The organism is Smaragdicoccus niigatensis DSM 44881 = NBRC 103563, from assembly GCF_000380645.1.
GTDB classification, from domain to species: domain Bacteria; phylum Actinomycetota; class Actinomycetes; order Mycobacteriales; family Mycobacteriaceae; genus Smaragdicoccus; species Smaragdicoccus niigatensis.
In genome coordinates this window covers 772632-794795 of sequence record NZ_AQXZ01000018.1, presented here as the reverse complement: position 1 = coordinate 794795, position 22164 = coordinate 772632, and the positions used below count along the sequence as shown (strand labels likewise).

18 protein-coding genes are annotated in these 22164 nt (G+C 63.5%); 15 read left to right on the top strand and 3 right to left on the bottom strand.

Annotated elements, in window-relative coordinates; all coding sequences use genetic code 11:
- Positions 1-67 precede the first annotated feature (67 nt).
- Entirely contained in the window at positions 68-598 is a 531-nt protein-coding gene (locus tag F600_RS0120070; RefSeq protein ID WP_156024692.1) for a potassium channel family protein, read from the bottom strand.
- A 197-nt stretch (positions 599-795) separates the two neighbouring features.
- Here F600_RS0120070 and F600_RS0120065 point away from each other — a divergent pair, with 197 nt between their 5' ends.
- Together F600_RS0120065 and F600_RS0120060 are read left to right on the top strand one after the other, a co-directional pair.
- Positions 796-2121: an amidase gene (locus F600_RS0120065; protein ID WP_018162440.1), complete on the top strand. Its 1326-nt coding sequence runs from the start codon at positions 796-798 to the stop codon at positions 2119-2121.
- A 55-nt stretch (positions 2122-2176) separates the two neighbouring features.
- A complete protein-coding gene (locus tag F600_RS0120060) occupies positions 2177-2620 on the top strand; it encodes a DUF4396 domain-containing protein (protein WP_040632155.1) in 444 nt (147 codons plus the stop codon).
- Here F600_RS0120060 and F600_RS0120055 read toward each other — a convergent pair.
- The gene (locus tag F600_RS0120055) at positions 2607-3929 is read right to left on the bottom strand and encodes a wax ester/triacylglycerol synthase domain-containing protein (protein WP_162141454.1); all 1323 of its coding nucleotides are present in this window, start codon (positions 3927-3929) and stop codon (positions 2607-2609) included. The two genes, F600_RS0120060 and F600_RS0120055, sit on opposite strands and share 14 nt — an antisense overlap.
- Positions 3930-4048: 119 nt before the next feature.
- Between F600_RS0120055 and F600_RS32580 the strand changes: the two genes are divergently transcribed.
- From F600_RS32580 to F600_RS0120010, 11 genes are all read left to right on the top strand, one after another.
- Positions 4049-4180, top strand: a complete 132-nt coding sequence (locus F600_RS32580) for a hypothetical protein (RefSeq protein ID WP_255222417.1) — start codon at positions 4049-4051, stop codon at positions 4178-4180.
- A 476-nt stretch (positions 4181-4656) separates the two neighbouring features.
- A complete protein-coding gene (locus tag F600_RS29140; protein ID WP_156024691.1) occupies positions 4657-5277 on the top strand; it encodes a hypothetical protein in 621 nt (206 codons plus the stop codon).
- On the top strand, positions 5274-6722 hold the full coding sequence (locus F600_RS29135) for a RyR domain-containing protein (protein WP_156024690.1): 1449 nt from the start codon (positions 5274-5276) through the stop codon (positions 6720-6722). The genes F600_RS29140 and F600_RS29135 overlap by 4 nt, the downstream gene beginning before the upstream one ends.
- Positions 6723-6916: 194 nt before the next feature.
- Complete coding sequence (locus tag F600_RS0120045) at positions 6917-9226, top strand: TIR domain-containing protein (RefSeq protein WP_081628928.1); 2310 nt, start codon at positions 6917-6919, stop codon at positions 9224-9226.
- Positions 9227-9310: 84 nt separating this feature from the next.
- Positions 9311-10102 carry a TIGR03084 family metal-binding protein gene (locus F600_RS0120040; protein ID WP_018162436.1) on the top strand — a complete coding sequence of 264 codons (792 nt, stop codon included), beginning with the start codon at positions 9311-9313 and terminating at the stop codon, positions 10100-10102.
- 8 nt (positions 10103-10110) lie between these two features.
- Complete coding sequence (locus F600_RS0120035; RefSeq protein WP_018162435.1) at positions 10111-11826, top strand: acyclic terpene utilization AtuA family protein; 1716 nt, start codon at positions 10111-10113, stop codon at positions 11824-11826.
- The gene (locus F600_RS0120030; protein ID WP_018162434.1) at positions 11823-12968 is read left to right on the top strand and encodes an acyl-CoA dehydrogenase family protein; all 1146 of its coding nucleotides are present in this window, start codon (positions 11823-11825) and stop codon (positions 12966-12968) included. The genes F600_RS0120035 and F600_RS0120030 overlap by 4 nt, the downstream gene beginning before the upstream one ends.
- On the top strand, positions 12965-14572 hold the full coding sequence (locus F600_RS0120025; RefSeq protein ID WP_018162433.1) for an acyl-CoA carboxylase subunit beta: 1608 nt from the start codon (positions 12965-12967) through the stop codon (positions 14570-14572). Before F600_RS0120030 ends, F600_RS0120025 begins: the two co-directional genes overlap by 4 nt.
- Before the next feature lie 7 nt (positions 14573-14579).
- Positions 14580-16556: an acetyl/propionyl/methylcrotonyl-CoA carboxylase subunit alpha gene (locus tag F600_RS0120020; RefSeq protein ID WP_018162432.1), complete on the top strand. Its 1977-nt coding sequence runs from the start codon at positions 14580-14582 to the stop codon at positions 16554-16556.
- A 141-nt stretch (positions 16557-16697) separates the two neighbouring features.
- Positions 16698-17702, top strand: coding sequence for a YdcF family protein (locus tag F600_RS29130; protein WP_018162431.1), 1005 nt, complete (start codon positions 16698-16700; stop codon positions 17700-17702).
- A 187-nt stretch (positions 17703-17889) separates the two neighbouring features.
- Positions 17890-19326: a glyceraldehyde-3-phosphate dehydrogenase gene (locus F600_RS0120010; protein ID WP_026306752.1), complete on the top strand. Its 1437-nt coding sequence runs from the start codon at positions 17890-17892 to the stop codon at positions 19324-19326.
- Between the two features lie 163 nt (positions 19327-19489).
- Here the strand turns inward: F600_RS0120010 and rimK are convergent, their stop codons facing one another.
- Complete coding sequence (gene rimK, locus F600_RS0120005; protein WP_018162429.1) at positions 19490-20680, bottom strand: 30S ribosomal protein S6--L-glutamate ligase; 1191 nt, start codon at positions 20678-20680, stop codon at positions 19490-19492.
- 34 nt (positions 20681-20714) lie between these two features.
- Between rimK and F600_RS0120000 the strand changes: the two genes are divergently transcribed.
- Together F600_RS0120000 and F600_RS0119995 are read left to right on the top strand one after the other, a co-directional pair.
- The gene (locus tag F600_RS0120000; RefSeq protein WP_018162428.1) at positions 20715-21185 is read left to right on the top strand and encodes an ATP-dependent zinc protease family protein; all 471 of its coding nucleotides are present in this window, start codon (positions 20715-20717) and stop codon (positions 21183-21185) included.
- Positions 21185-22141: a succinylglutamate desuccinylase/aspartoacylase family protein gene (locus tag F600_RS0119995; RefSeq protein WP_018162427.1), complete on the top strand. Its 957-nt coding sequence runs from the start codon at positions 21185-21187 to the stop codon at positions 22139-22141. The genes F600_RS0120000 and F600_RS0119995 overlap by 1 nt, the downstream gene beginning before the upstream one ends.
- Positions 22142-22164: the final 23 nt, after the last annotated feature.

Here is a 22164-nt window from a genome sequence, read left to right as displayed (position 1 = left end):
TGGTTTCCACAGGGGATACCTATGGAGAACATTTCCGCAGTGTGGCCGCAGTCGTCAAGTAGCCATATCAGCTGCGTTCGAGACCGGTCCGTGCGGCTCCGAGGAGGACTTTCACCACGGACCCGAGGAGGACAAGATCGAGGAGCATCTGCACACTGACCAGGATTCGCGCCGGGTTGGTGCCCGGGATGATGTCACCGAATCCGGCGGTCGAGAAGATCGAGATGGTGAAGTACAAAGCCTGGGTGTGGTCGAGATGCTCGTTGAACGAGACGGGGTTCGTGTGTGATAGCGCCAGATATGTGGTGGAGAAGAGGATCAGGAAGAGGGCGATGACCGCGCCGAGAGCTTCGATCGCGCGCAGCTCCGGCAGTGGGGCCCGCACGATCCGGCGGATCTGCCACGCCAGCACGCCGATGAGGAGCGCGCCGCCGGTCACCAGGCGGATGGCGGCGCCACCTTCGAGGTAGTCCTTGGCCGGCACCAGGTAATAGATTGCGCCGAGCAGCGTCCAGGTTGCAGCCACCGCCAGCGCGGTCCGCAGTACGGCCCGCCGCCAGCTGCGATGATCCAGGTCGGACAATCGCCGGGCTGTCACCGCGGGGCTCGATCCAGATCGCGTCGTCCGTAAACGATGGAACTGAGCACCCCGCTGTGCGGGTCCGCCATAGGCCAATTATGGGCCGAAGTCGGGTGTGAGAGCCAGCAGGCTCGGCACCCATATGCAACACCGACCGTGGCGCCTCGGGAGAACGCCCGATACCGCCCGGCATCGAAAAGCGAGACGGTGGAGGTATGAGAAAAACACTGTCTGCTGTCGAGATCGCCGCAAACGTCCGCGCTGGTCGCGTCCGCGCGGCGGACGTCGCGCGAGCCTCGCTGGACCGGATTGCCGAACTCGACGGAACGCTCAACGCCTTCCAGACCGTCCTTGCCGACCAGGCGATCGCGGACGCACAGGCCGTCGATGCGCATCCAGATCGAGCGAACCTGCCACTGGCCGGCGTGCCCGTCGCCGTGAAGGACAACTTCGCGGTTGCGGGTGCACCGCTGCGCAATGGCAGCGCGGCCACGAATGGTGCGCCCCGCACCACCGATGACCTCCTCGTTCAGCGCCTGCGGGAAGCGGGTGCGGTCATCGTCGGCACGACGCGCATGCCTGAACTCGCAGCGTGGGCGTTCACGAGTTCGACCGCCTTCGGCGTGACGAGAAACCCGCTCGATGAGCGACTCGACCCGGGTGGTTCGAGCGGCGGGTCCGCGGTAGCGGTGGCGTCGGGGATGGCGGCTCTCGCGTTGGGCACCGACGGCGGCGGCTCGATTCGGGTGCCGTCAGCCTTCTGCGGACTCACGGGACTCAAGCCCACGCGCGGCCGGTTGCCGTTGCCGGGCAAGGCCGACGAGCACTGGTTCGGGATGACCGTCTCGGGGCCCATCGCCTCGAACGCGACCGACGCGGCGCTCGCGCTTTCGGTGCTGGCCGCTGAGCCTGGCTTGGCGACGCTTCCCGCTCTGGGAAGACTCCGCATCGCGACGTCCACGCATGCGGTCACTCCGTTGGCACTGCCGGATTCCCCTCAACGACGAGCGGTCGAACTGGCCGCCAAGCAGTTCGTCGCCGCGGGCCACAGCGTTGATTCCAAGAAGCCCCCCTACCCGATGACACTCATCCAGCACTGGGCCCGGTTCTGGCTGGCGGGTATCGCGCAGGACGTCGACGACCTGGGACTAGACGTTTCGAAGCTCGAGTCGCGCACGGCGGAGATGGCGAAACAAGGGAGGAAAATCCTGCGCAAGGGCGGACCGAAACCGTCATCCGACACGTGGCGCGACCGCGCACTCGATTGGTTCAGAGACATCGACGTCTTGGTTCAGCCGGTGACGGCGAAAGGACCTGGACCTGCAGGTTCTCTCAACGGCGCGGGGTACTGGAAGACCTACTTGGCGTCCGCCCGCTCGATCGCCTACACGCAGGCCTGGAACCTCGCGGGCTTCCCAGCGGTCACCGCAATGGTGGGCGAGTCGAACGGTCTGCCGCTGGCTGTCCAGCTCGTGGGGAAGCCGGGTTCGGAGTCGATGTTGTTGGCCGCGGCGCACGAGATCGAGCAGACAAAGTCTTGACCGGTATACCCCATAGGGGTATACCGAGACCATGGACCACGAACACCATCACGAGATGTCGACTTCTGGGTGGCGGACCGCCATGAGCGCCACGCAACACTGTCTGACCGGTTGTGCGATCGGTGAGGTGCTGGGCATGGTGATCGGTACTGCGCTCGGTCTGCACGGTGCGATCACTGTCGTGCTGGCGATCGCCTTGGCATTCTTCTGCGGTTACCTGTTGACGATTCGCTCGGTGCTGCGGTCGGGCGCCGGGCTGGCCGCCGCACTGCGCATCGCGCTGGTCGCTGACACCGTTTCGATCACGGTCATGGAGATCGTCGACAACACGATCGTCGTGGGCATTCCAGGGGCGATGAACGCAGGCCTGACGAGCGCACTGTTCTGGGGCTCACTGGTGTTGTCGCTGGCGATCGCGTTCGTCGTGACGGTGCCGGTCAACAAGTGGATGATCGATCGCGGCCTCGGCCACGCGAAGGTGCACGCTATAGCGCACTGATCGTGGCGATTGCCTCGTGCAGCAGATCGGCGAAGCTCTGCGGATCAGGCATGCTGCTGTCCGCGGCGACGCTGACCGCCGTGACGTCACCCAGTCCGTTGACCTGGACCGTCAGGGAGACGCGTGGATTGACGATGGCTGCGGCACCGATGTAGCGAACGGCGTCGCCGCACAGCGTCAAAGTCGCCGGGCCGCGATGGTATGAGTTCACGTTCACGCTCGCGGATGGCTTTGTGGGACTTCGCTTCGCCGAGGCCTTCGCAGACAGCGCCAACAGGAATGGTGGCGTGGCCTCGAAGCCGTACCGCACGGCGATGACTTCTTCGCTTTCGCACATCACGAGTTGATTCCGCAGATCCGCCTTGATCTGCTCTGCACGCTCGTGTGGATCATCGATCGTCAGGTGGAGTCCGACGATCGCGCGCGCACCGGCGGTATTCGCGGCCGGGACCGGAAGCTTGACGCCGCGAAAGGATTTCGGCGCGACGGGGAGTACCGCGGTGATGCCTTCCACGGCTTCGCCTTGTTCGATCAGGTAACGCGACAAGGCGATGGATACTGCGACCAAGGTGGATTCGGTGACGCCGCCGACGGTCTTCAGCTGAGCTGTCGAAACCGGACGTATGTCGATGAAGTTCCGACCGGTCCCCAGCGTGTTGAGGGCGGGGCTTACTCGTGGCTCGGGGGCGTCATTCATCTGCCGGAGGCGCCGGCCGGCCGGGGTCGCCTTCGCTGCCGTGCGCAGATCGCGGGGGAGTCGGCGCAGTCCGTGCAGCGCGGCGCGGAATCCGACCTTGTCGCTGGGGTTGCCATGGCCGGGGATTCGCGCGAGCGCGTCGTCGTCGCCGAACAGTGCGCGCATCACCTGCGAGCTGCCGCCGCCGGCGGTGATGGCGTGGTTGGCCTGGTGCATCACGACCGTCGCGGTGCCCTTGATGTCGGGAGCGCCGGTCACGTTGCGGAACACCACGAGCCGCCAACCGGTCTGGTCGGCGTCGACGCCCTCGAGCGACAGTTCGGTGATCGCAGCGAGAACGTCGGTCCACGTGTTGGCGGGGTGTTCGAGAATCAGCCGTTCGACGGGCCGCTCGTCGCGAACCCAGTGCGGGTAGTCGAGGTTCAGTGGCACGGTCTGCGCCAGTTCGCGCAGGGTGGGAATGCGTTCGGCGCGCGCCGCGATGACGTCGCGGATCTGCTCGAACGACGGCGATCCGTTGGGGGAGTCGATGACTGCCACCGGCACGACGTCACCGGGATAATCCGGAATCTCACCAAAGAAGTGCAGTGCGTCAATCGCAGCCATCCGCATGTCGACAGCGTCCCATGTTCGGCGAGAACGTGCCGAGATGGGGGTCACGATGATTCGAATCACATGCGCCAACACAGGGCCGCGAACTCTCACCACCCTCGACTGGGACATGGAGGAAAGTGGCCGCATTCGATCCGCTCAATGCCCTTCCGTACGCGCACTGGTTTATTACCGCGTGGGAGTCCGCGGACTCCGGCGATCCCGACGAGCGTCCCGCGCTATCGTGTCCGGCGTCGTGGGACATGTGCTGACCGCGGTCAGCTTCGAAGTCGTACCGCGGTTGCGTTTGGTGCGGTATGCCTTAGTCATGGCGCCGTCAAAGGCTGCTTCCGGCAAACGATTTAGACCGGTGGTGGACCGGCTCCGGGCATGGTTGAAACACCCGGGGACGACGGTCGTGTTTCGGCGAGTGATCCTCCTGGTTGCGGTGTTCGAGATCGGTTACCTGTCGTTCCTCGCACTGAATACGCCACCTGATGACCGGACGCGCAACAATCGTTTTCGCGATGGGCTCTGGGATTGGGTCCGTTGGTTCGGAGAGCCGAATTCGCTCCCGAGCACGTTGGTGGTCGTCGCAACCATAGTGCTTGCCTGTGTACTGGCGTATCGAGCGCGTGCGGTCACCCGCGACAAAACAGTTCCGATAGTCGTCGTGGTCGGGTTGTTGGGCGTCTGCGCGGTTCTTGGCTTCAGTTCGTTTTTTCGATGTGGAAACAAGGCCACCTCAGTGTTCTCGCCCATTCTGTGGACGACGTGGCTCATGAAGGGCAACATCGACGATCGAACCTTCGAGAACGGTGCCCGGTGTCCCGCCGCGACGCCAGTGGCGCTTGATGTCGCCAGGTTTGCGGCAGTCGGAGCCCTCGCCGTCGCGGTTGTCAGCGCCGCGTTGATCACGATTCTGCAGGTGCAGGCCGACAAGTTCAGCGTTTTCTTCGCCAAGAGGCTGACCATCGTGATCGGTATCGACGATGACACCGAGTCGATCATCAGGCAGGTGGCAAGTTCGTTAGAAGGCCGCAGCAGACTCCTCCTCCTGACGTCGGTACCGGACCGTCCGTGTGTCAAGAAGGCCCGGGCCGCTGGAGCCCGTGTGATTGCGGCAGACCTGGACCTTCAAGACCTTCGGCGAATGCGGTGCTGGAAGAAGATTGAATCGCTGTACATCCTGTCGCCCGACCCGGCCGCGAACCTCGCGCGGCTAAGCGAATCACCCCCGTCGTCCGGGAGTTACAAAGGAAGCGCCGGTTACCGCTGGTCCTCCGGATCGATGACCCGTGGCAGGCGGAGGCGATTCGCACCGAACATCGTGGCCGCGATGATGACGACCAGTGGGCTGCCGATGTGATTGGCAAGTACGGCGTTACAGCACGGCGACTGGTCGACGACATCGTCGCCCTGGGCAATGTTGGTCGAGTCATTGTCTGTGGCATGTCGCCGCTCACGCTCGCGCTTTGCTCTGAATTCAGCCACCGACAGATCGAGCGCGAGTTTTGTTCTGCGCCGGATTCGCCACACCTTCCCCGCGTTGTCCTTGTGGGTAAAGGTGCCACGGAATTTCACGAGGATCATCGGCTACATCAGTTGCGCACCGGATCTGGGTCGGAGCCTCTTTCCATTGAGCCGGAGGACGAGCCGCCAAGTTTGCGTGTGTTGCATCGGGTTCTGGCGCCTGCGGACAACAGCATAAATACGAACGATGTTGTAGTTCTGGTCGACGACTTGGTTCGCCGGGACGCCACTTTGGGTACGCGGTTGGCAGCACGCCATCCACAGGTGACGATCTTTGCCTGGGATCCGTCCGTCGAAGTTGCGGAGCGCGCACCGGTCGTTGGTCGGCTGCACAGTTTCGCACTGACGTTGGAACTCCTGGGGGGAGTCGAACCCGACGTATGGAGTAGGGCTGCGCGACTGATTCATGAGCGGTACCGGATTGCGTATCCGGGCGATCAAGACAGCCGTAAGCCCTGGTCGCAGCTAGACAAGTTCTACAAAGGGTCGAATTACCGGCAGGTCAAGATGGCCCTCTGGATGGTCGAGGTGATGGGCGATCACACGCTCAGCGCGTTCGATGGAACGGTGCCGGGCATCAAACGGAGAAGCGGTGGCACGCCGATTGAACGACTCGCTGCTCTTGGCTTCGATGAACCCGCAGCGATGGAGATGGCAAAGGCTGAACACGAGGACTGGTGCCGGTATTACGAAGACGCTGACTGGTCGTTCGGAGTAGAGCGAGACGAGAAGGCGAAGAAGAACGAGAACCTTGTGCCGTGGAAAGAGGTTCTGGATAGCAGAAAGCGCCAGGACCGAGCTCTCGACAGCGTCGCCGGAACGCTTGAGGCTCTTCGTGACCTCGGGTATCGATCACGTCCACACGTTTGGTCGTGGTATCGAAATGTAGGAGAGGTTACAGCCGTGCGCCAAAAAGAAACGTGGACGTGGACGAGCGGGACGGGTGCACTGATGGAAGGCATGGCGGGTGACTGGGACGTCACCGATCCCGCAAGTGGCAGGCGATCAGCAGACGACGCTGCCTTTCATAAGAATTACCAGCAGATTGACGACAAGCGGTGGCGGGGAAACAGCGACGTTGAGGCGCGTCGGGCGCGAACAGGCGAGGCGATCAAGCTGCACTGCGGAATCGAACGTGCAGCCGAGGGGTCGTGGGTTATTCGGGGTGCTGACCGAGAACGGTGGATTGTGCCAGGCGATTTGTTCGAGTCGGCATTCATTGGCCCGATCGCCCCCGATGCCCGCAGGCGAGCAAGGAACGACGGTTCTCTGGGTCTGTAATCGTGAATTGAGACGTCGCCGCGACAGCCCGAACTCCCGATTTGGCGTGATTTCGGTTCGGCATTGCCCTGAAGTTCAACGCTGCATGATGGACGAGTGGGGTGCGTGGCGTTCGACCGAACGACGTCTCTGCGATTGACTTTCGATCGACAGACCGTGGACATGCGGATCCCCCAGATATCTGGCTGCCTCTAATGACCCAACCCGTCGCATGTCCTTCCTGTGGGTCGGAGCGGATCCGGTTTCGCAACCACCGCGGGGATTGGTTCTGCGACGACTGCGACCAACGGTGGGTGGTCGGGCCAGACGTTGGTACGCAGCCTCTGGTGTTCCTCAGCTATGCCCGCCGCGATGCGAGCGACTTGGCGACCCGCCTCGCTGCCGATCTGGAACGACATGGCTACCGAATCTGGCTCGATCGGCCAAAGATTGTCGCCGGTAGCGACTGGGAGGTGAAGATCCGCGACGGCTTGCGAAGCTCTCAACTGGTGGTCGCAGTGCTGACCCCTTCAGCGGTGCGGACGACTAACAACCCGGTGGCCGATGCGGCGGGCGACAGCGTCTGCCTTGATGAGATCAGCTTTGCGCGGTTCGCTGAACCGCCCACCGCGATTGTTCCGGTGATGGCCGAGATGTGCGAGCCGCCGTTCAGTATCTTCCGGCTCGACTATGTCGACATGTGCCGGTGGCGTGACTCGCAGGAGCACTACGAAGGCGGTCTCAGGCGGCTCCTTCGTGGTATCGCCGACGCGCTCGCTGGCAAGGTCGCATATCGCACCGACGTCACCAACTTGAAGCCGTGGGACTTCGCGGCGTTCCTTTACGAGAAACACCGAGACTTCTGTGGCCGGGAATGGCTGTTAACCGAGATCGAGTTGTGGCTCAGGACGAGCCGTGAGCCCGCGCTATTGGTTGCCGGTGACCCGGGTGTGGGAAAGTCTGCACTGGTCGCAGAACTGGTTCATCGAAATCCGGGTGGTCGAGTACTCGCCTACCACTGCTGTCAGGCCGACGTGCGGGCAACATTGGAGACGGCTGGATTCGTCCGAAGCATCGCCGCGATGATCGCAAGCCAGCTACCCGAATACGCGGCATTTCTCACCGAGTTGGCCGTCCGGTCGGCGCTGGACTGGGACTCATGCCGTGCGGATCCCGTTGGCTCGTTCGACATCGGTGTGGTCGCGCCACTGCAAAGACTTCGCGCGCCCGACGGGAAAGTGCGTTTCTTGCTAGTGGACGCACTGGACGAAGCCTTGCCGTTTGGAGTGCAAAGTGCAGGCGGAACCATCGTGGACTTGCTGGCGACGTTTGTCGAGCGTCTGCCGCCGTGGTTACGACTTGTCGCGACGACGCGAAATGAGCCGGGAGTGATCCAGCGGATGTCGGGTCTCCGCGCTTACCGGCTGGACGTCTCGGATCGGCGGAACGTCGCCGACATCCGGAAGTTTCTGCGGCAGCAGTTCCATACGCCCAATCTCAGCCAGTGGGCGGCTATGGAGGGACTCTCGGTCGACGACTGTATCGACGAAATAGCACCACACTGCGGTGGAAATTTCCTCTACGCACGGCAGCTGTGCGATGGATTGGTCCGCGGCTTGATGAACTATGCCGAACTCGGCACCCGCCCGCCCGGTCTGAATTCATATTATCTACGTTTCTTCCAACGCCAATTCCCGGATTCGCGCTCGTTCGAGGAATTTCGTCCGACGCTTGAGGTGCTGGTCGCAGCAGACCAACCGATTGCCCGCGAAATACTCGATGCGGCGGCGGGCGCCGACGGGGAGCGACACGTCGCAACGGCATTGCGGGCAATCGGCGAATTCGTTGTTTGGGACGCCACCGCGGTGACACCTGGATTTCGGCTGTACCACAAGTCGCTGTCGGACTGGCTGGCAGATCCTGCACGCTGCGGGGATCGCTTCTGGGTAGATGCGGCCAAGGGCAGATCGAGGCTGGCGCAGCAGTTACTCGAACGGCGGGCAACGCCGTCGCTGGCTGCGGAGGCCGAACCCGGTCGAATACTGCAATTGCTGGCCGGGGCTGGAGATTGGAACCAATTCTATGATTTGGTTCGAACCTTTGAATTCATTCAGCCGATCGATTCTTCCCAGTGGGCCTCGCTCTACCCGGTTCTCATTCAGAACGCGATTCCTGCGGAGCGATATCGGCTGCAGCGACTACCGAGCGAACTCGTCGCCGTCGGGCAGACGTTGTCCGACGTCCAATGGAAGGTTTTTATGTACTACCGTGCCCATTCTGCGATCGTGGGGGCGATGCGGTCCGATTCCGCGACGGCGCCCTGGCTGATCGACTTCTTGGCCGAAGTTGGATGGATGGCGAAGATGCTTGCGCACCCGATTGTTCAGCACTTTAGCGAACGCTCTTCGTACGCCTTTCATATCCAGTCGCTCTGGGATGAAGCGATTCAGCTCCTCGACAACGCGCAGGTCGCCGTGCCCCTGCCCGTCCGGGAGTACAACAGAGTCATGCAGTCGGCCTTCTGATTTTCGCTACGGTGACCTGCGCCACTCCCCAAAAACAATCAAGCGTGCTTGATTTTGTTTCCGAACGCTGGTTTGCTGTGTCGCATGGCTGAGCTCGTAGATGTGCTCGCGGATCTCGCGGCTGAAGGCGCGGATCTCGAGAAGATGGTGACGGGACTGGACTCGACCGGTTGGCAGACGCCGACTCCGGCCGCGGGCTGGACGATCGCGCACCAGATTGGCCACTTGGCCTGGACGGATGACATCGCCTACGTATCGGCGACCGACCCCGAGCTGTTCATGCAAAGGCTGCAGGAGGCGATCGCCGCCGGAGACATCGACAAGTACGTCGACAACGAGGCAACGGCGTGGGCCGCCAAGCCGGACCTGCTGCAGGTCTGGCAGGACGGCCGCGACAAGCTCGTCGAGGCCCTCAAGAACGTCCCGGCTGGGACGAAGCTCACGTGGTTCGGTCCGCCGATGAGCGCGATGTCGATGGCGACCGCTCGAATGATGGAGACCTGGGCGCACGGTCAGGACGTCTTCGACGCACTCGGCATCACGCGCGAGCCGACCGACCGGCTCAAGCACGTCACGCACCTCGCGGTCCGGACACGCAACTTCGCGTACCTGGTTCGCGGCGAGACTGCGCCCGCTGCAGAGTTCCGCATCGAGCTCGCGGCGCCGAGCGGTGAGGTGTGGTCGTGGGGTCCGGAAGATTCCGCCGACAAGCTGACTGGCTCCGCACTCGACTTCTGCCTCCTGGCCACGCAGCGCCGCCACCGCCTCGACACCGATCTCGTCGCGAGCACGGATGCGGTCGAACACTGGCTCTCCATTGCACAGGTTTTCGCTGGCCCGCCCGGTGAGGGTCGTCAGCCCGGACAGTTCTCGTAGGGAGACAGATGCTTTCGAACAATCCTGACGTCATCCGGATCGGAAACTGTTCCGGTTTCTACGGTGACCGCATCTCTGCCATGAAGGAGATGCTCGAGGGCGGCGAACTCGACGTCCTCACCGGTGACTACCTCGCCGAGCTGACGATGCTCATCCTCGGCAAGGACCGTATGCGCGACCCATCGCTCGGGTACGCCAAGACGTTCCTCACGCAGGTCGAGCAGTGCCTCGGTCTCGCGCTCGAGAAGAATGTGCAGATCGTCGCCAACGCCGGTGGCCTCAACACCGCGGGCCTCGCGGCAAAGCTGCAGGAAGTGGCCGACAAGCTCGGACTCGCACCCAAGATCGCGTACGTCGAGGGTGACAACATCATCGACAAGGCCGCCGACCTCGGTTTCGCCGGATCGTTGACCGCCAACGCGTACCTCGGCGGTTGGGGCATCGTCGAGTGCCTCAACGCGGGTGCGGACATCGTCGTGACTGGTCGCGTCACCGACGCGGCTGTCATCGTCGGGCCCGCCGCCGCGCACTTCGGCTGGAGCCGCACCGACTACGACGCCCTCGCGGGTGCCGTCGTCGCCGGCCACATCATCGAATGCGGCACGCAGGCGACCGGTGGAAACTACTCGTTCTTCACCGAGATCAACGGCGGCATGATCGGCCGCCCCGGATTTCCGTACGCCGACATCCGCCGCGACGGATCGTTCGTCATCGGTAAGCACGAAGGAACGGGCGGCGCGGTCACGGTCGATACCGTGAAGTCGCAGCTGATGTACGAAATCCAGGGCACGCGCTACGCGAACCCGGACGTCACGACGCGTCTCGACAGCTTCACGGTGAGCCAAGAAGGTGAAGACCGCGTTCTGGTCGAGGGCGTCAAGGGTGAGGCTCCGCCGCCGCAACTCAAGGTTTCGCTCAACTCGTTCGGTGGGTTCCGCAACGAGATGACCCTCATCCTCACCGGCCTCGACATTGAGAAGAAGGCCGAACTCGCAATCAGTCAGTTCCGCGAATGGCTGCCGGTGCAGCCGGCGGAATTGTCGACCGAGGTCATCCGGCTGGACCGTCCGAACGCCGAGACCGAGGAGCAGGGTTCCGCGCTCCTGCGCCTGGTCGCCCGTGACCCGGACCCGAACAAGATCGGCAAGCCGTTCTCCGCCGTCGCCGTCGAACTCGCGCTCGCCAGCTACCCGGGCTGCACGTTCACCGCGCCGCCCGGGAACGCCTCGCCGTACGGCTTCTTCACCCCGGGTTATGTCGACCGCGACAAGGTTTCGCACATTGCCGTGCTGCCGGACGGAACGCGCGTCGACGTCGCGAACGTCCAGGACACACAGCCGCTCGAGGATGTCGCTGAGCCGGCACTCCCGCAGTTTTCGTACGAAGGTGCCACCAAGACCGTGCCGCTCGGCACGATCGCGTTGGCTCGCTCGGGCGACAAGGGCGGCAACGCCAACATCGGCGTGTGGGTCCGCACCGACGCGCAGTGGGCCTGGCTCGCGAATGAGCTGACCACCGACAAGCTTCGGGAGCTGCTCCCAGAAGCCAAGTCGCTCAACATCACTCGCACGGTTCTCCCGAACCTGCGAGCGCTCAACTTCGTCATCGAGGGCATTCTCGGCAAGGGCGTTGCCGAGCAGGTCCGGTTCGACCCGCAGGCCAAGGGCCTTGGTGAGTGGCTGCGGTCCCGTCATATCGAGATTCCGGAAGGACTCCTCAAGTGATCAACCCACCTGTTTGGGAGAACAAGGAACTCCGTGCCACGGCACGCGGTTTCGCCGAGCGCGAGATCATGCCCTATATCGACCAGTGGGAGGCCGACGGCCTGCTCCCTCGTGCTCTGCACAAGAAGGCTGGCGAACTGGGCTTACTCGGCATTTCGAAGCCGGAAGCCGTGGGTGGTTCGGGCGGCTCGATGATCGAGGACACGATCATGAGCGAGGAACTCGGCTACGCCGGCGCGCCTGGTGGTCTCTGGGCGTCGCTGTTCACGTGTGCGATCGCGTGCCCGCACATCATCGCTTCGGGCGACCAGCGTCTGATCGACAAGTACGTCAAGCCGACCTTCAATGGCGACATGATCGGTTCGCTCGCGATCACCGAGCCGGGTGGCGGTTCCGACGTCAACAACCTCCGCACAACGGCCAAGCGCGAAGGCGACCACTACATCATCAATGGCTCGAAGACGTTCATCACGTCTGGTGTGCGCGCCGACTACGTGACGACTGCTGTGCGCACCGGCGGTCCTGGTGCGGGCGGAATCTCGCTCATCGTCGTCGACAAAGACACGCCCGGATTCACCGTGTCCCGCAAGCTCGACAAGATGGGCTGGCTGTGCAGCGACACCGCCGAGCTGTCGTACGTCGACGTCAAGGTTCCGGTCGAGAACCTCGTGGGTCCGGAGAACTCAGGATTCGCCGCCATCGCCGGCGCGTTCGTGTCCGAGCGCATTGGACTCGCAGTGCTGGCTTACTCGACCGCCCAGCGCGCACTCGACCTCACCGTCGAGTGGTGCCGCAACCGCGAGACCTTCGGTAAGCCGCTCATCAAGCGTCAGCACGTGCAGATGAAGCTCGCCGACATGCAGCGCAAGATCGACGTCGCCCGGGTTTACACGCGTGCGATCGTCGAGCGGGCGGAAGCGGGCGAGGCGAACCTTCTCGCCGAGGTGTGCTTCGCGAAGAACACCGCCGTCGAGAACGGTGCGTGGGTCGTCAACGAAGCCGTTCAGCTCCACGGCGGTATGGGCTACATGCGCGAGTCCGAAGTCGAGCGCATCTACCGCGACTTCCGCATCATCGGCATCGGTGGCGGCACCGACGAGATCATGACCATGTTGGCTTCGAAGCTCCTGGGGTACGCGTGACCACTCTGAAGACCGCGCTGGACAAGAACAGCGCTGATTACATCGCCAATACGGAGTCGATGAACGAGAAGTTGGCTGCTCTCGACGTCGAGTACCAGAAGAACATCGCCGGTGGCGGTCCGAAGTACGTCGAGCGTCAGCACAAGCGGGGCAAGATGACCGCTCGCGAGCGCATCGAACTCCTCATCGACGAGGACACCCCGTTCCTCGAACTCCTTCCGCTTGCGGGTTGGGGCAGCGAATACCACGTCGGTGGCTCGATCATCGCTGGCATCGGCATCGTCGAGGGCGTCGAGTGCATGGTCATCGCACCCGATTCGACGGTCAAGGGCGGCGCCATGAACGGCTTCTCGCTCAAGAAGTCGCTCCGGATCAACGACATCATCCGCGAGAACCCGATGCCGGTCATCTCGCTCACCGAGTCGGGTGGCGCCGACCTGCCGTCGCAGAAGGACGTGTTCGTGCCGGGTGGTGCGATGTTCCGCGACATCACGCAGGCCTCGGCCAACAAGATCCCGACGATCTCGCTCGTGTTCGGAAACTCCACCGCGGGTGGTGCCTACATCCCGGGCATGTCCGACTACGTCGTCATGGTCAAGGGCGGCGCGAAGGTGTTCCTTGCCGGCCCGCCGTTGGTCAAGATGGCCACGGGTGAAGAGACCGACGACGAGACCCTCGGTGGTGCCGAGATGCACGCCAAGATCTCGGGTCTCGCCGACTACCTCGCGCAGGACGAGCAGGACGCGATCCGCATCGGTCGCAACATCGTCAAGCGCCTGAACTGGCGGAAGAAGGGTCCGGAGCCGCGCGCCGAGGTCATCGAGCCGCTGTACGACCAGGAAGAACTGCTCGGCATCGTCCCGGGCGATCTCAAGATCCCCTTTGACCCGCGCGAGGTCATCGCCCGCGTCGTCGACGGTTCGGACTTCGACGAGTTCAAGCCGCTCTACGGTTCGGCGCTCGCGACCGGTTGGGCCGAGATCCACGGCTACAAGGTCGGCATTCTCGCGAACACCCGCGGCGTGCTGATGAGCGAGGAGTCGCAGAAGGCGACCCAGTTCATCCAGCTGTGCAATCAGATCGACACTCCGCTGATCTTCCTGCACAACACCACCGGCTACATGGTCGGTAAGGAATATGAGCAGAAGGGCATCATCAAGCACGGAGCCCAGATGATCAACGCGGTCGCCAACTCGAAGGTCCCGGCGATCTCGGTGCTCATGGGTGCCTCCTACGGTGCGGGTCACTACGGCATGTGCGGCCGCGCGTTCAACCCGCGGTTCGTGTTTGCGTGGCCGTCTTCGAAGTGCGCGGTCATGGGTGCGGCCCAGCTCGCTGGTGTCGTCAAGATCGTCGCGCGCCAGGCACACGAGGGCCGGGGCAATGTGTGGGACGACCAGGCTGAGGCCTTTGCCTCGATGATCGCGAAGCAGACCGAGGACACCATCGAAAAGGAGTCGACCCCGATGTTCATGTCGGGTCGCCTCATGGACGACGGCATCATCGACCCGCGCGACACCCGCACCGTGCTCGGCATGGCGCTGTCCGCAATCCACGTCAACCCAATCGAGGGCACCGATCGCTTCGGTGTCTTCCGGATGTGAGGCTCTCGTGATTACTTCTGTCCTCGTCGCCAACCGCGGCGAAATTGCACGTCGAGTCTTCGCCACCTGTCGTCGACTCGGTCTTGGCACGGTCGCTGTGTACTCGGACGCCGACGCTCAGGCTCCGTTCGTTTCCGAAGCCGACGCCGCGGTGCGTTTGCCCGGTAACACCCCGGGCGAAACCTACCTGCGCGGTGATCTCATCATCGCTGCAGCTCAGGCTGCCGGCGCCGACGCCATCCACCCCGGGTACGGGTTCCTGTCCGAGAACGCAGAGTTCGCCAAGGCAGTCATCGACGCGGGGCTGACGTGGATCGGCCCGCCGGTCAAGTCCATCGAGCAGATGGGTTCGAAGATCGAGTCGAAGAAGATGATGGACGCCGCCGGCGTTCCCGTCCTCAAGGAACTCTCGCCCGAGGAAGTCACCGAGGACATGCTCCCGGTGCTCGTTAAGGCGTCTGCCGGTGGTGGCGGTCGCGGTATGCGCGTTGTCCGCTCGCTCGATGCGTTGGCGGGCGAGGTCGCGGGCGCATCGCGCGAGGCCGGATCGGCATTCGGTGACGCGACGGTCTTCGTCGAGCGCTACATCGAGACCGGCCGTCACATCGAGGTCCAGGTCATGGCGGACCAGCACGGCACCGTGTGGGCCGTCGGCGAGCGTGAGTGCTCGATTCAGCGCCGGCACCAGAAGGTTGTCGAAGAGGCACCGTCGCCGCTTGTCGAGAAGATCTCGGGCATGCGGGCCGAGCTGTTCAAGGCCGCCAAGCTCGCGACCGAGGCGATCGGTTACGAGGGCGCGGGCACGGTCGAGTTCCTGGCGGACGAGAAGGGCAACTTCTTCTTCCTCGAGATGAACACGCGTCTGCAGGTCGAGCATCCGGTCACCGAAATGACCACGGGTCTCGATCTCGTTCGTACTCAGATCCAGGTCGCCAACGGCGACGAGCTCCCGGCCGAGCCGCCGGCGCTGCGCGGTCACTCGATCGAGGTCCGTCTGTACGCCGAAGACCCGATGCACGATTGGCAGCCGCAGTCGGGCACCGTGCACAAGATCGAGATCCCCGGCACGATCACCGAGTTCGATCTGTTCGACCGTCCGGGCGTGCGCCTGGACACCGGTATCGAAGACGGTTCGGTCGTCGGCGTGCACTACGACCCGATGCTGTCGAAGGTCATCTCGTACGGCGAGACGCGGCGTGAAGCCGCGACCATCCTGGCCAACGCGTTGTCGCGCAGCAAGATTCACGGCCTCATCACCAACCGCGACCTGCTCGTGCGCGTCCTTCGGCATGAGGCGTTCCTCGCGGGGGACACCGACACGGCGTTCTTCAACACACACGGTCTCGACTCGTTGTCGGCGCCTCTGGTCGATGCGGCACAGGAGAAGCTGTCGATTGTCGCGGCTGCTCTGGCCGAGTCGGCGGCGAACCGTGCGGCCTCGAAGTTCGGCGGACGTTTCCCGAACGGCTGGCGAAACCTCCAGTCGCTTCCGCAGGTCAAGAAGTACGACAGCCGCCACACCGGCGAGCACGTGGTCAAGTACAACTTCGACCGCAACGGGAAGATCAGCGTCGAGGGTTTCGAGGGGCTGGAACTGATCTCGCTGTCGCCGTCTCACGTCGTTCTCAATGTGGGCGGCGTGGCCCGGATGTTCGATGTGGCCCGCTACGGTGACGTCGTCTGCGTTGATTCGCCGTTCGGTCCGGTGACTGTCCGTCGTGTCCCGCGCTACGAGGATCCGGCCGACCATGTCGCCGAGGGCTCGCTCCTCGCGCCGATGCCGGGTTCGGTCATTCGCCTCGGTGCTGCTGTCGGTGACACCGTCAAGGCCGGGCAGGCGATCCTCTGGTTGGAGGCCATGAAGATGGAACACACGATCTCGACGCCGACCGCAGGTGTGCTGACCGAGCTCAACGTCGCGGTCGGCCAGCAGGTCGAGGTCGGTGCCGTGCTTGCCGTCGTGGAGGTACCTGAGGCGGAGTAGCTCCGCCTTTCGTTACCGAGCTGGGTTGCGGCCGGGATTGTGACGTAGCTAACACTGCCTACGCTGATCTTGGTGAGGCATCGTCGCCGTGCCACTGCCGGGATCAGGTTCGCCCTGATCCCGGCAGTCGCGTGCGCGGCGGTGATCGGTCTGGTGATCGAGGCTCCGACAACCGGGTCGCTACCCGGGATCTTCGCGGTCGCTGCCGAGGACGATGCTGCTGGTTTGTACAACCAGGCCCAGCAGAAATTCACCAACCGAGAAGCGGCCGGCGGACTGGCGGCGTTGCAGCAGATGCTCGCGCTGACCCCAAATAACGCGGATGCGCTTGCGCTGCAAGCGATCTGGTCCGAGCAACTGGACGACACCGGTACCCGCGATGCCGCTCTCAGTCGCCTCGCGCAGGTGGATTCGGCGAAGGCTCAGACCGCGCGGAACGTCATCGACGGCGTGAACTTCGCCGCGGCGATCGTGCCCTCGACGCAACCGGTTCCCGCTGACTCGTCGATGGCGATCGTCATCCTCGGATTCGGCCTGCTCGACGACGGATCGATGCGTCCCGAACTCGTCAGCCGGTTGAGTACTGGCCTGTTGCAGGCGAATACGGTTCCCGATATTCCCATCGTCGTCACGGGTGGAAACCCGAAGCGAGGCATTTCCGAGGGTGCCGCGATGCAGAAGTGGCTCCTCGACCAGGGCGTACCCGAATCTCGAATTCTCGTCGAGGACAAGGCTCCGTCGACGGTCGGCAATGCGCAGAACTCGACAGCACTTCTTCAACAGCGGGGCATTTCCAAGGTCGTGCTGGTGACGTCGCCGAATCACATTCGGCGTGCGGCCGCGGATTTCGCGGGCGCTGGAACGAAGGTGGTAGGCACAGTCACGACCGACACCGACCTGGCTGCGAGCCTCACTCCGTACACGCGAGAGCAGCAGGCCGGAATTCGACTCGAGGCGACCCGTGCGGCCGCCTTCCCCGTGACGAAGACTGCGGAACAGGTCGTGGAAGCCGCACCAGAATTGCCGACACCCGATGCGGTCAATGCGGCGCCGACCCCCGGTTCGAAGGAGACGACGACGGAAACTGTGCCAGAGAGCAGTCCGGGTCTCCTCGATGATTTGATCGCGACCGGTTCATTGCGCTAACCATCCAGACCGCGGACTTCACACTCGGAAAGTGCGGTTTGTGCGTTTCCTGAGGTCAAAAGGCATTCGCTGTGACGTTGACCTCGCCGAGGCCCAATAAGTCGTGGATTGCTTTGATGCGAAGCGTTTTCCCTGACTAGCATTCAGATTGATCGACGGCGGAACGCCCTTAGCGCTGGAGTCTGGATTGCCTAGTCAAGAGCTGGATAGTTGGAATACACGCGAAGCCATCGCGGAGTCGATGATCCCGATAATCGGGTCGTTGTACCGCGAAAAAGGCGTGACGATTTTGCTGCACAGCCGGTCGTTGGTGAACAAATCAGTGATCAGCATTCTGCAGACGCACCGGTTTACGCGCCAGATCACCGACGAGGTGTCGGTGAACGACTCGTTCCCGTTCCTTCAGGCGCTCACCGAGTTGGACCTGTGCAGCGCGAAGATCGACCTGGGCCGCTTGGTTCTGGCGTACAACGCCGACAACCGTGGACTGTCGATTCCGGAGTTCACCGCACAAGCACTCGCGGACGTGACCGGTGAGAACAAGCCCGCCACGCAGGCCCCGCGTGACGTGGTTTTGTACGGCTTCGGTCGCATCGGACGCCTCGTGACGCGCCTGCTCATCGAGAAGGCGGGCTCGGGGAACGGGCTGAACATCCGCGCGGTCGTGGTCCGCAAGGGCGGCGACGGTGACCTCGCCAAGCGCGCCTCGCTGCTTCGACGCGACTCGGTGCACGGCCACTTCAAGGGCTCGATCACGGTCGACAACGAGGCCAGCACGATCACCGCCAACGGCAACGTGATCAAGTTCATCTACAGCAACTCGCCGGCTGAGATCGACTACACCGAGTACGGGATCAACGACGCGATTCTCATCGACAACACCGGTAAGTGGCGCGACCGCGCCGGCCTCTCGGAGCACCTGCGCCCCGGCATCTCGAAGGTTCTGCTGACGGCACCGGGTAAGGGTGACGTCCCGAACATCGTGCACGGCGTCAACCACCTCGACCAGGACGTCACGCAGCAGATCTTCTCGTGCGCTTCGTGCACGACGAACGCGATCGTCCCGCCGCTCAAGGCGATGGACGACGGGTTCGGCATCATCCGCGGTCACGTCGAGACGGTGCACTCGTTCACCAACGACCAGAACTTGCTGGACAACTATCACAAGGCCGACCGTCGTGGTCGTGCTGCACCGTTCAACCTGGTCCTGACCGAGACCGGTGCCGCATCAGCCGTGGCGAAGGCGCTGCCAGACTTCAAGGCCAAGATCACCGGTAACTCGGTGCGCGTGCCCACGCCGGACGTGTCGATCGCGATCCTGAGCCTCACGCTCAAGCGCGAGACCACCCGCGAAGAAGTTCTGGATTACCTGCGCAAGGCGTCGCTGTTCGGGCCGCTGAGCCGCAACCTCGACTACACCGCGGCAAGCGATGCAGTTTCGAGCGACTTCATCGGTTCGCGTGCGGCCTCGATCATCGACGCCAACGCGGCGATCGTCGACGGCGACCAAGCGATCCTCTACTGCTGGTACGACAACGAGTTCGGTTACTCGTGCCAGGTCGTGCGGACGGTCCAGTTCATCTCCGGCATCGAGTACCCGACGTACCCGAAGGTCGCGGAGTAGACCGGTACAGCTGACGAGGGGCCTCACCGTTTGCGGTGAGGCCCCTCGTCCGTTCGGCAGGTCCGTGGATATCCATCCCGGGCCTAATGTCTCCCATTTCGGGCCTTGTACGAAAGTGGACTTTTGTACAAGCCGCCGTGCGGGAGACTCTTTCCCCGGAAGGTCAGCTCTCCGGAACCGGATGTTTCGGCAGCTTCCGAACCCGCGGTCGCCGTTTCGGTCGGGCCGGGATCATCGACCGCATCTCCTCGAGCTTGCCGAAGCACAGCATGCGGTCCTCGGCTTCGAGGACCTGGGACACCTTGGGATTCGGCATCACCTTGATGCCCCGATGCAGCGTCAGCACGAGGATGTCGCGCTCCAGAAGTCCGGACTCACCGATCGTCGTACCGACGAGTTTGGCATCGCTGTGCACGACGAGCTCGGCGACGCCGTACCCCGTCGACACCGAAAGCCGTTCGCGCACATCGATTTGCGGGAAGGCGACCTGATTGTCGATGTAGTCGACGATGGCCCCGGCGACGTCGAGCTTGGTGGCCGTCTCGATGCCCTCGAGGCCAGGGGAGGAGTTGACCTCCATGACCAGCGGGCCGTGGTTGCCTTCGAGCATGTCGACGCCGGCGACCTTGAGTCCCATGATCTGCGCGGCGCGAACGGCCGTCCGCTCGTACGCCTCATCGAGTCTGACCGCTTCGACGCTGCCGCCGCGGTGCACGTTCGAGCGGAACTCGTCGCCCTTTGCCGTGCGGCGCATCGCCGCGACTACTCGATCACCGACGACGAGCGCGCGGATGTCGCGACCCTTCGACTCCTTGACGAACCGCTGAATCAGCACGTTCTGCCGGGTCGACTGCAGTGTCTCGATGATCGCCTCGGCGACCTTGAGTGACGGCGCGAGGATGACGCCGATACCCTGCGTCCCCTCGAGCAGCTTGATGACGACCGGAGCCCCACCGACCCGCTCGATTGCGGGGATCACGTCGGCGCGGTCGCGCACGAACGTCGTGGCGGGCATGCCGATGTTGTGCCGAGACAGGATCTGGAAGCAACGCAGCTTGTCGCGCGAGTTTCCGATTCCGTTCGCCGTGTTCGGGGTGTAGACGTCCATCTGCTCGAACTGGCGCACCACAGCCGTGCCGAAGTAGGTGATCGAGTTGCCGATCCGCGGCAGGATCGCGTCGTAGTCGGACAGCTGACGACCGCGATACTGCAGGTCAGGCAGGTCGCTCGAGAGGTCAATGCCGAATCGGAGCGTATCGAGGACCTTGACGTTATGCCCTCGGTCGAGGGCTGCAGCACGAAGCCGCTTCGTGCTGTAGGAACCGGGCGCGCGGGAAAGAATCGCGAGCTTCACTGGAGTGCTCTAGCTACTTTCTATGCTGAGGCGTATGGGACTCCATTCAACCTCCGTTGCCGGATGGCGCGAATGGGTGAGCTTGCCGGACGCGGACGTCCGTTGGATCAAGGCGAAGCTCGATTCTGGGGCCCGCACGTCGTCTCTCCATGCTTTCGACATCGAGGAGTTCGAGCGTGACGGCCAGCGTTGGGTGCGGTTCAGTGTGCACCCTTGGCAGCGATCCGCACTGGACTCGCGTGAGCACGAGCTTCCCGTGCACGATATCCGTCCGGTCCGGAGTTCATCCGGGCACACAGAGACACGGTACGTCGTCGTGATGGACATCGCCCTTCTCGATCGGCGCGTGACGGCAGAAGTCACATTAGCGCGCCGCGACGAGATGGGTTTTCGCATGTTGATCGGCCGACAGGCCCTGCGCCAGGGATTCCTGGTGGACTCTGGAAAGTCGTATGTCGGGGGTCGGCCGAAGCGAGTGGTGCGACGGAAGAACCGGGGGGTGTGATGCGGCGGGAATCGTTCCCGATCGGCGGTGTGCGAGTTCGTCCGGGTAAGGCGAAGAACGTCGAATTGCCGATCACCCGCCTGATCACGGGCCAGGATGCATCGCTGCCGGTGCGCGTCGTGCACGGGCGGGAGGACGGGCCGGCGGTGTGGCTCGACGCTGCGATCCATGGCGACGAGATCAATGGAATCGAGGTCATCTCGCAGGTTCTCGCGGGGCTGGACGCGCGGACTCTGCGCGGAACGGTGGTCGCTGTCCCGGTCGTGAACGTGCTCGGCTTCATGATCGGCAGCCGGTACCTGCCGGATCGGCGGGACCTCAATCGGTCGTTCCCCGGATCGGCTCGCGGATCGACCGCCGCACGCATTGCACACCTCTTGATCGAGGAGGTCGTCTCGAAGTGCGAGGTCGGCATCGACCTCCACACCGGATCGGATCGCCGCACGAACCTGCCCCAGATCCGCGGTGATCTGTCCGACCCCCGCACGCGCGAACTCGCGGAAGCCTTCGGTGCGCCAGTCATGCTCGATGCGAAACTTCGCTCCGGCTCACTGCGTGCGGAGGCACGAAAGCGCGGGGCGACGGTGCTGCTGTACGAGGCGGGCGAGGCCGGCCGATTCGACCACTGGGCGATCGATGCCGGGGTGGTGGGCGTCCGCCGTGTTCTCGCCAAACTGGGCATGATCGACGAGGACACCGTCGAGCCCGGAGCCTTGCCGGCAATGTGCACGAACAGTGGCTGGGTGCGCGCGCGACGGACCGGTTTGCTCGCCCTGGACGTCGAATTGGGGGACCTCGTCACCGAGGGTCAGCGCATCGGCGGCCTGTCCGACACGTTCGGACGACGCGTGCGACTGGTGCACGCCGACCGGTCCGGAGTGGTGATCGGCCTGACTCGGCAACCGTCGGTCAATTCCGGAGATGCGCTTGTCCACATCGCTTCGGTACTGGACTGAGCTCACAGCCGTTAACCTCTTTC

Excerpts from the sequence above, each read along its gene's own strand:
- F600_RS0120060 (WP_040632155.1), top strand. The coding sequence starts at position 2,177 with ATGTCGACTTCTGGGTGGCGGACCGCCATGAGCGCCACGCAACACTGT.
- F600_RS0119995 (WP_018162427.1), top strand. The coding sequence starts at position 21,185 with ATGCGGCGGGAATCGTTCCCGATCGGCGGTGTGCGAGTTCGTCCGGGT.
- F600_RS0120035 (WP_018162435.1), top strand. The coding sequence starts at position 10,111 with ATGCTTTCGAACAATCCTGACGTCATCCGGATCGGAAACTGTTCCGGT.
- F600_RS0120065 (WP_018162440.1), top strand. The coding sequence starts at position 796 with ATGAGAAAAACACTGTCTGCTGTCGAGATCGCCGCAAACGTCCGCGCT.
- F600_RS0120000 (WP_018162428.1), top strand. The coding sequence starts at position 20,715 with ATGGGACTCCATTCAACCTCCGTTGCCGGATGGCGCGAATGGGTGAGC.
- F600_RS0120055 (WP_162141454.1), bottom strand. The coding sequence starts at position 3,929 with ATGCGGATGGCTGCGATTGACGCACTGCACTTCTTTGGTGAGATTCCG.
- F600_RS0120040 (WP_018162436.1), top strand. The coding sequence starts at position 9,311 with ATGGCTGAGCTCGTAGATGTGCTCGCGGATCTCGCGGCTGAAGGCGCG.
- F600_RS0120045 (WP_081628928.1), top strand. The coding sequence starts at position 6,917 with ATGACCCAACCCGTCGCATGTCCTTCCTGTGGGTCGGAGCGGATCCGG.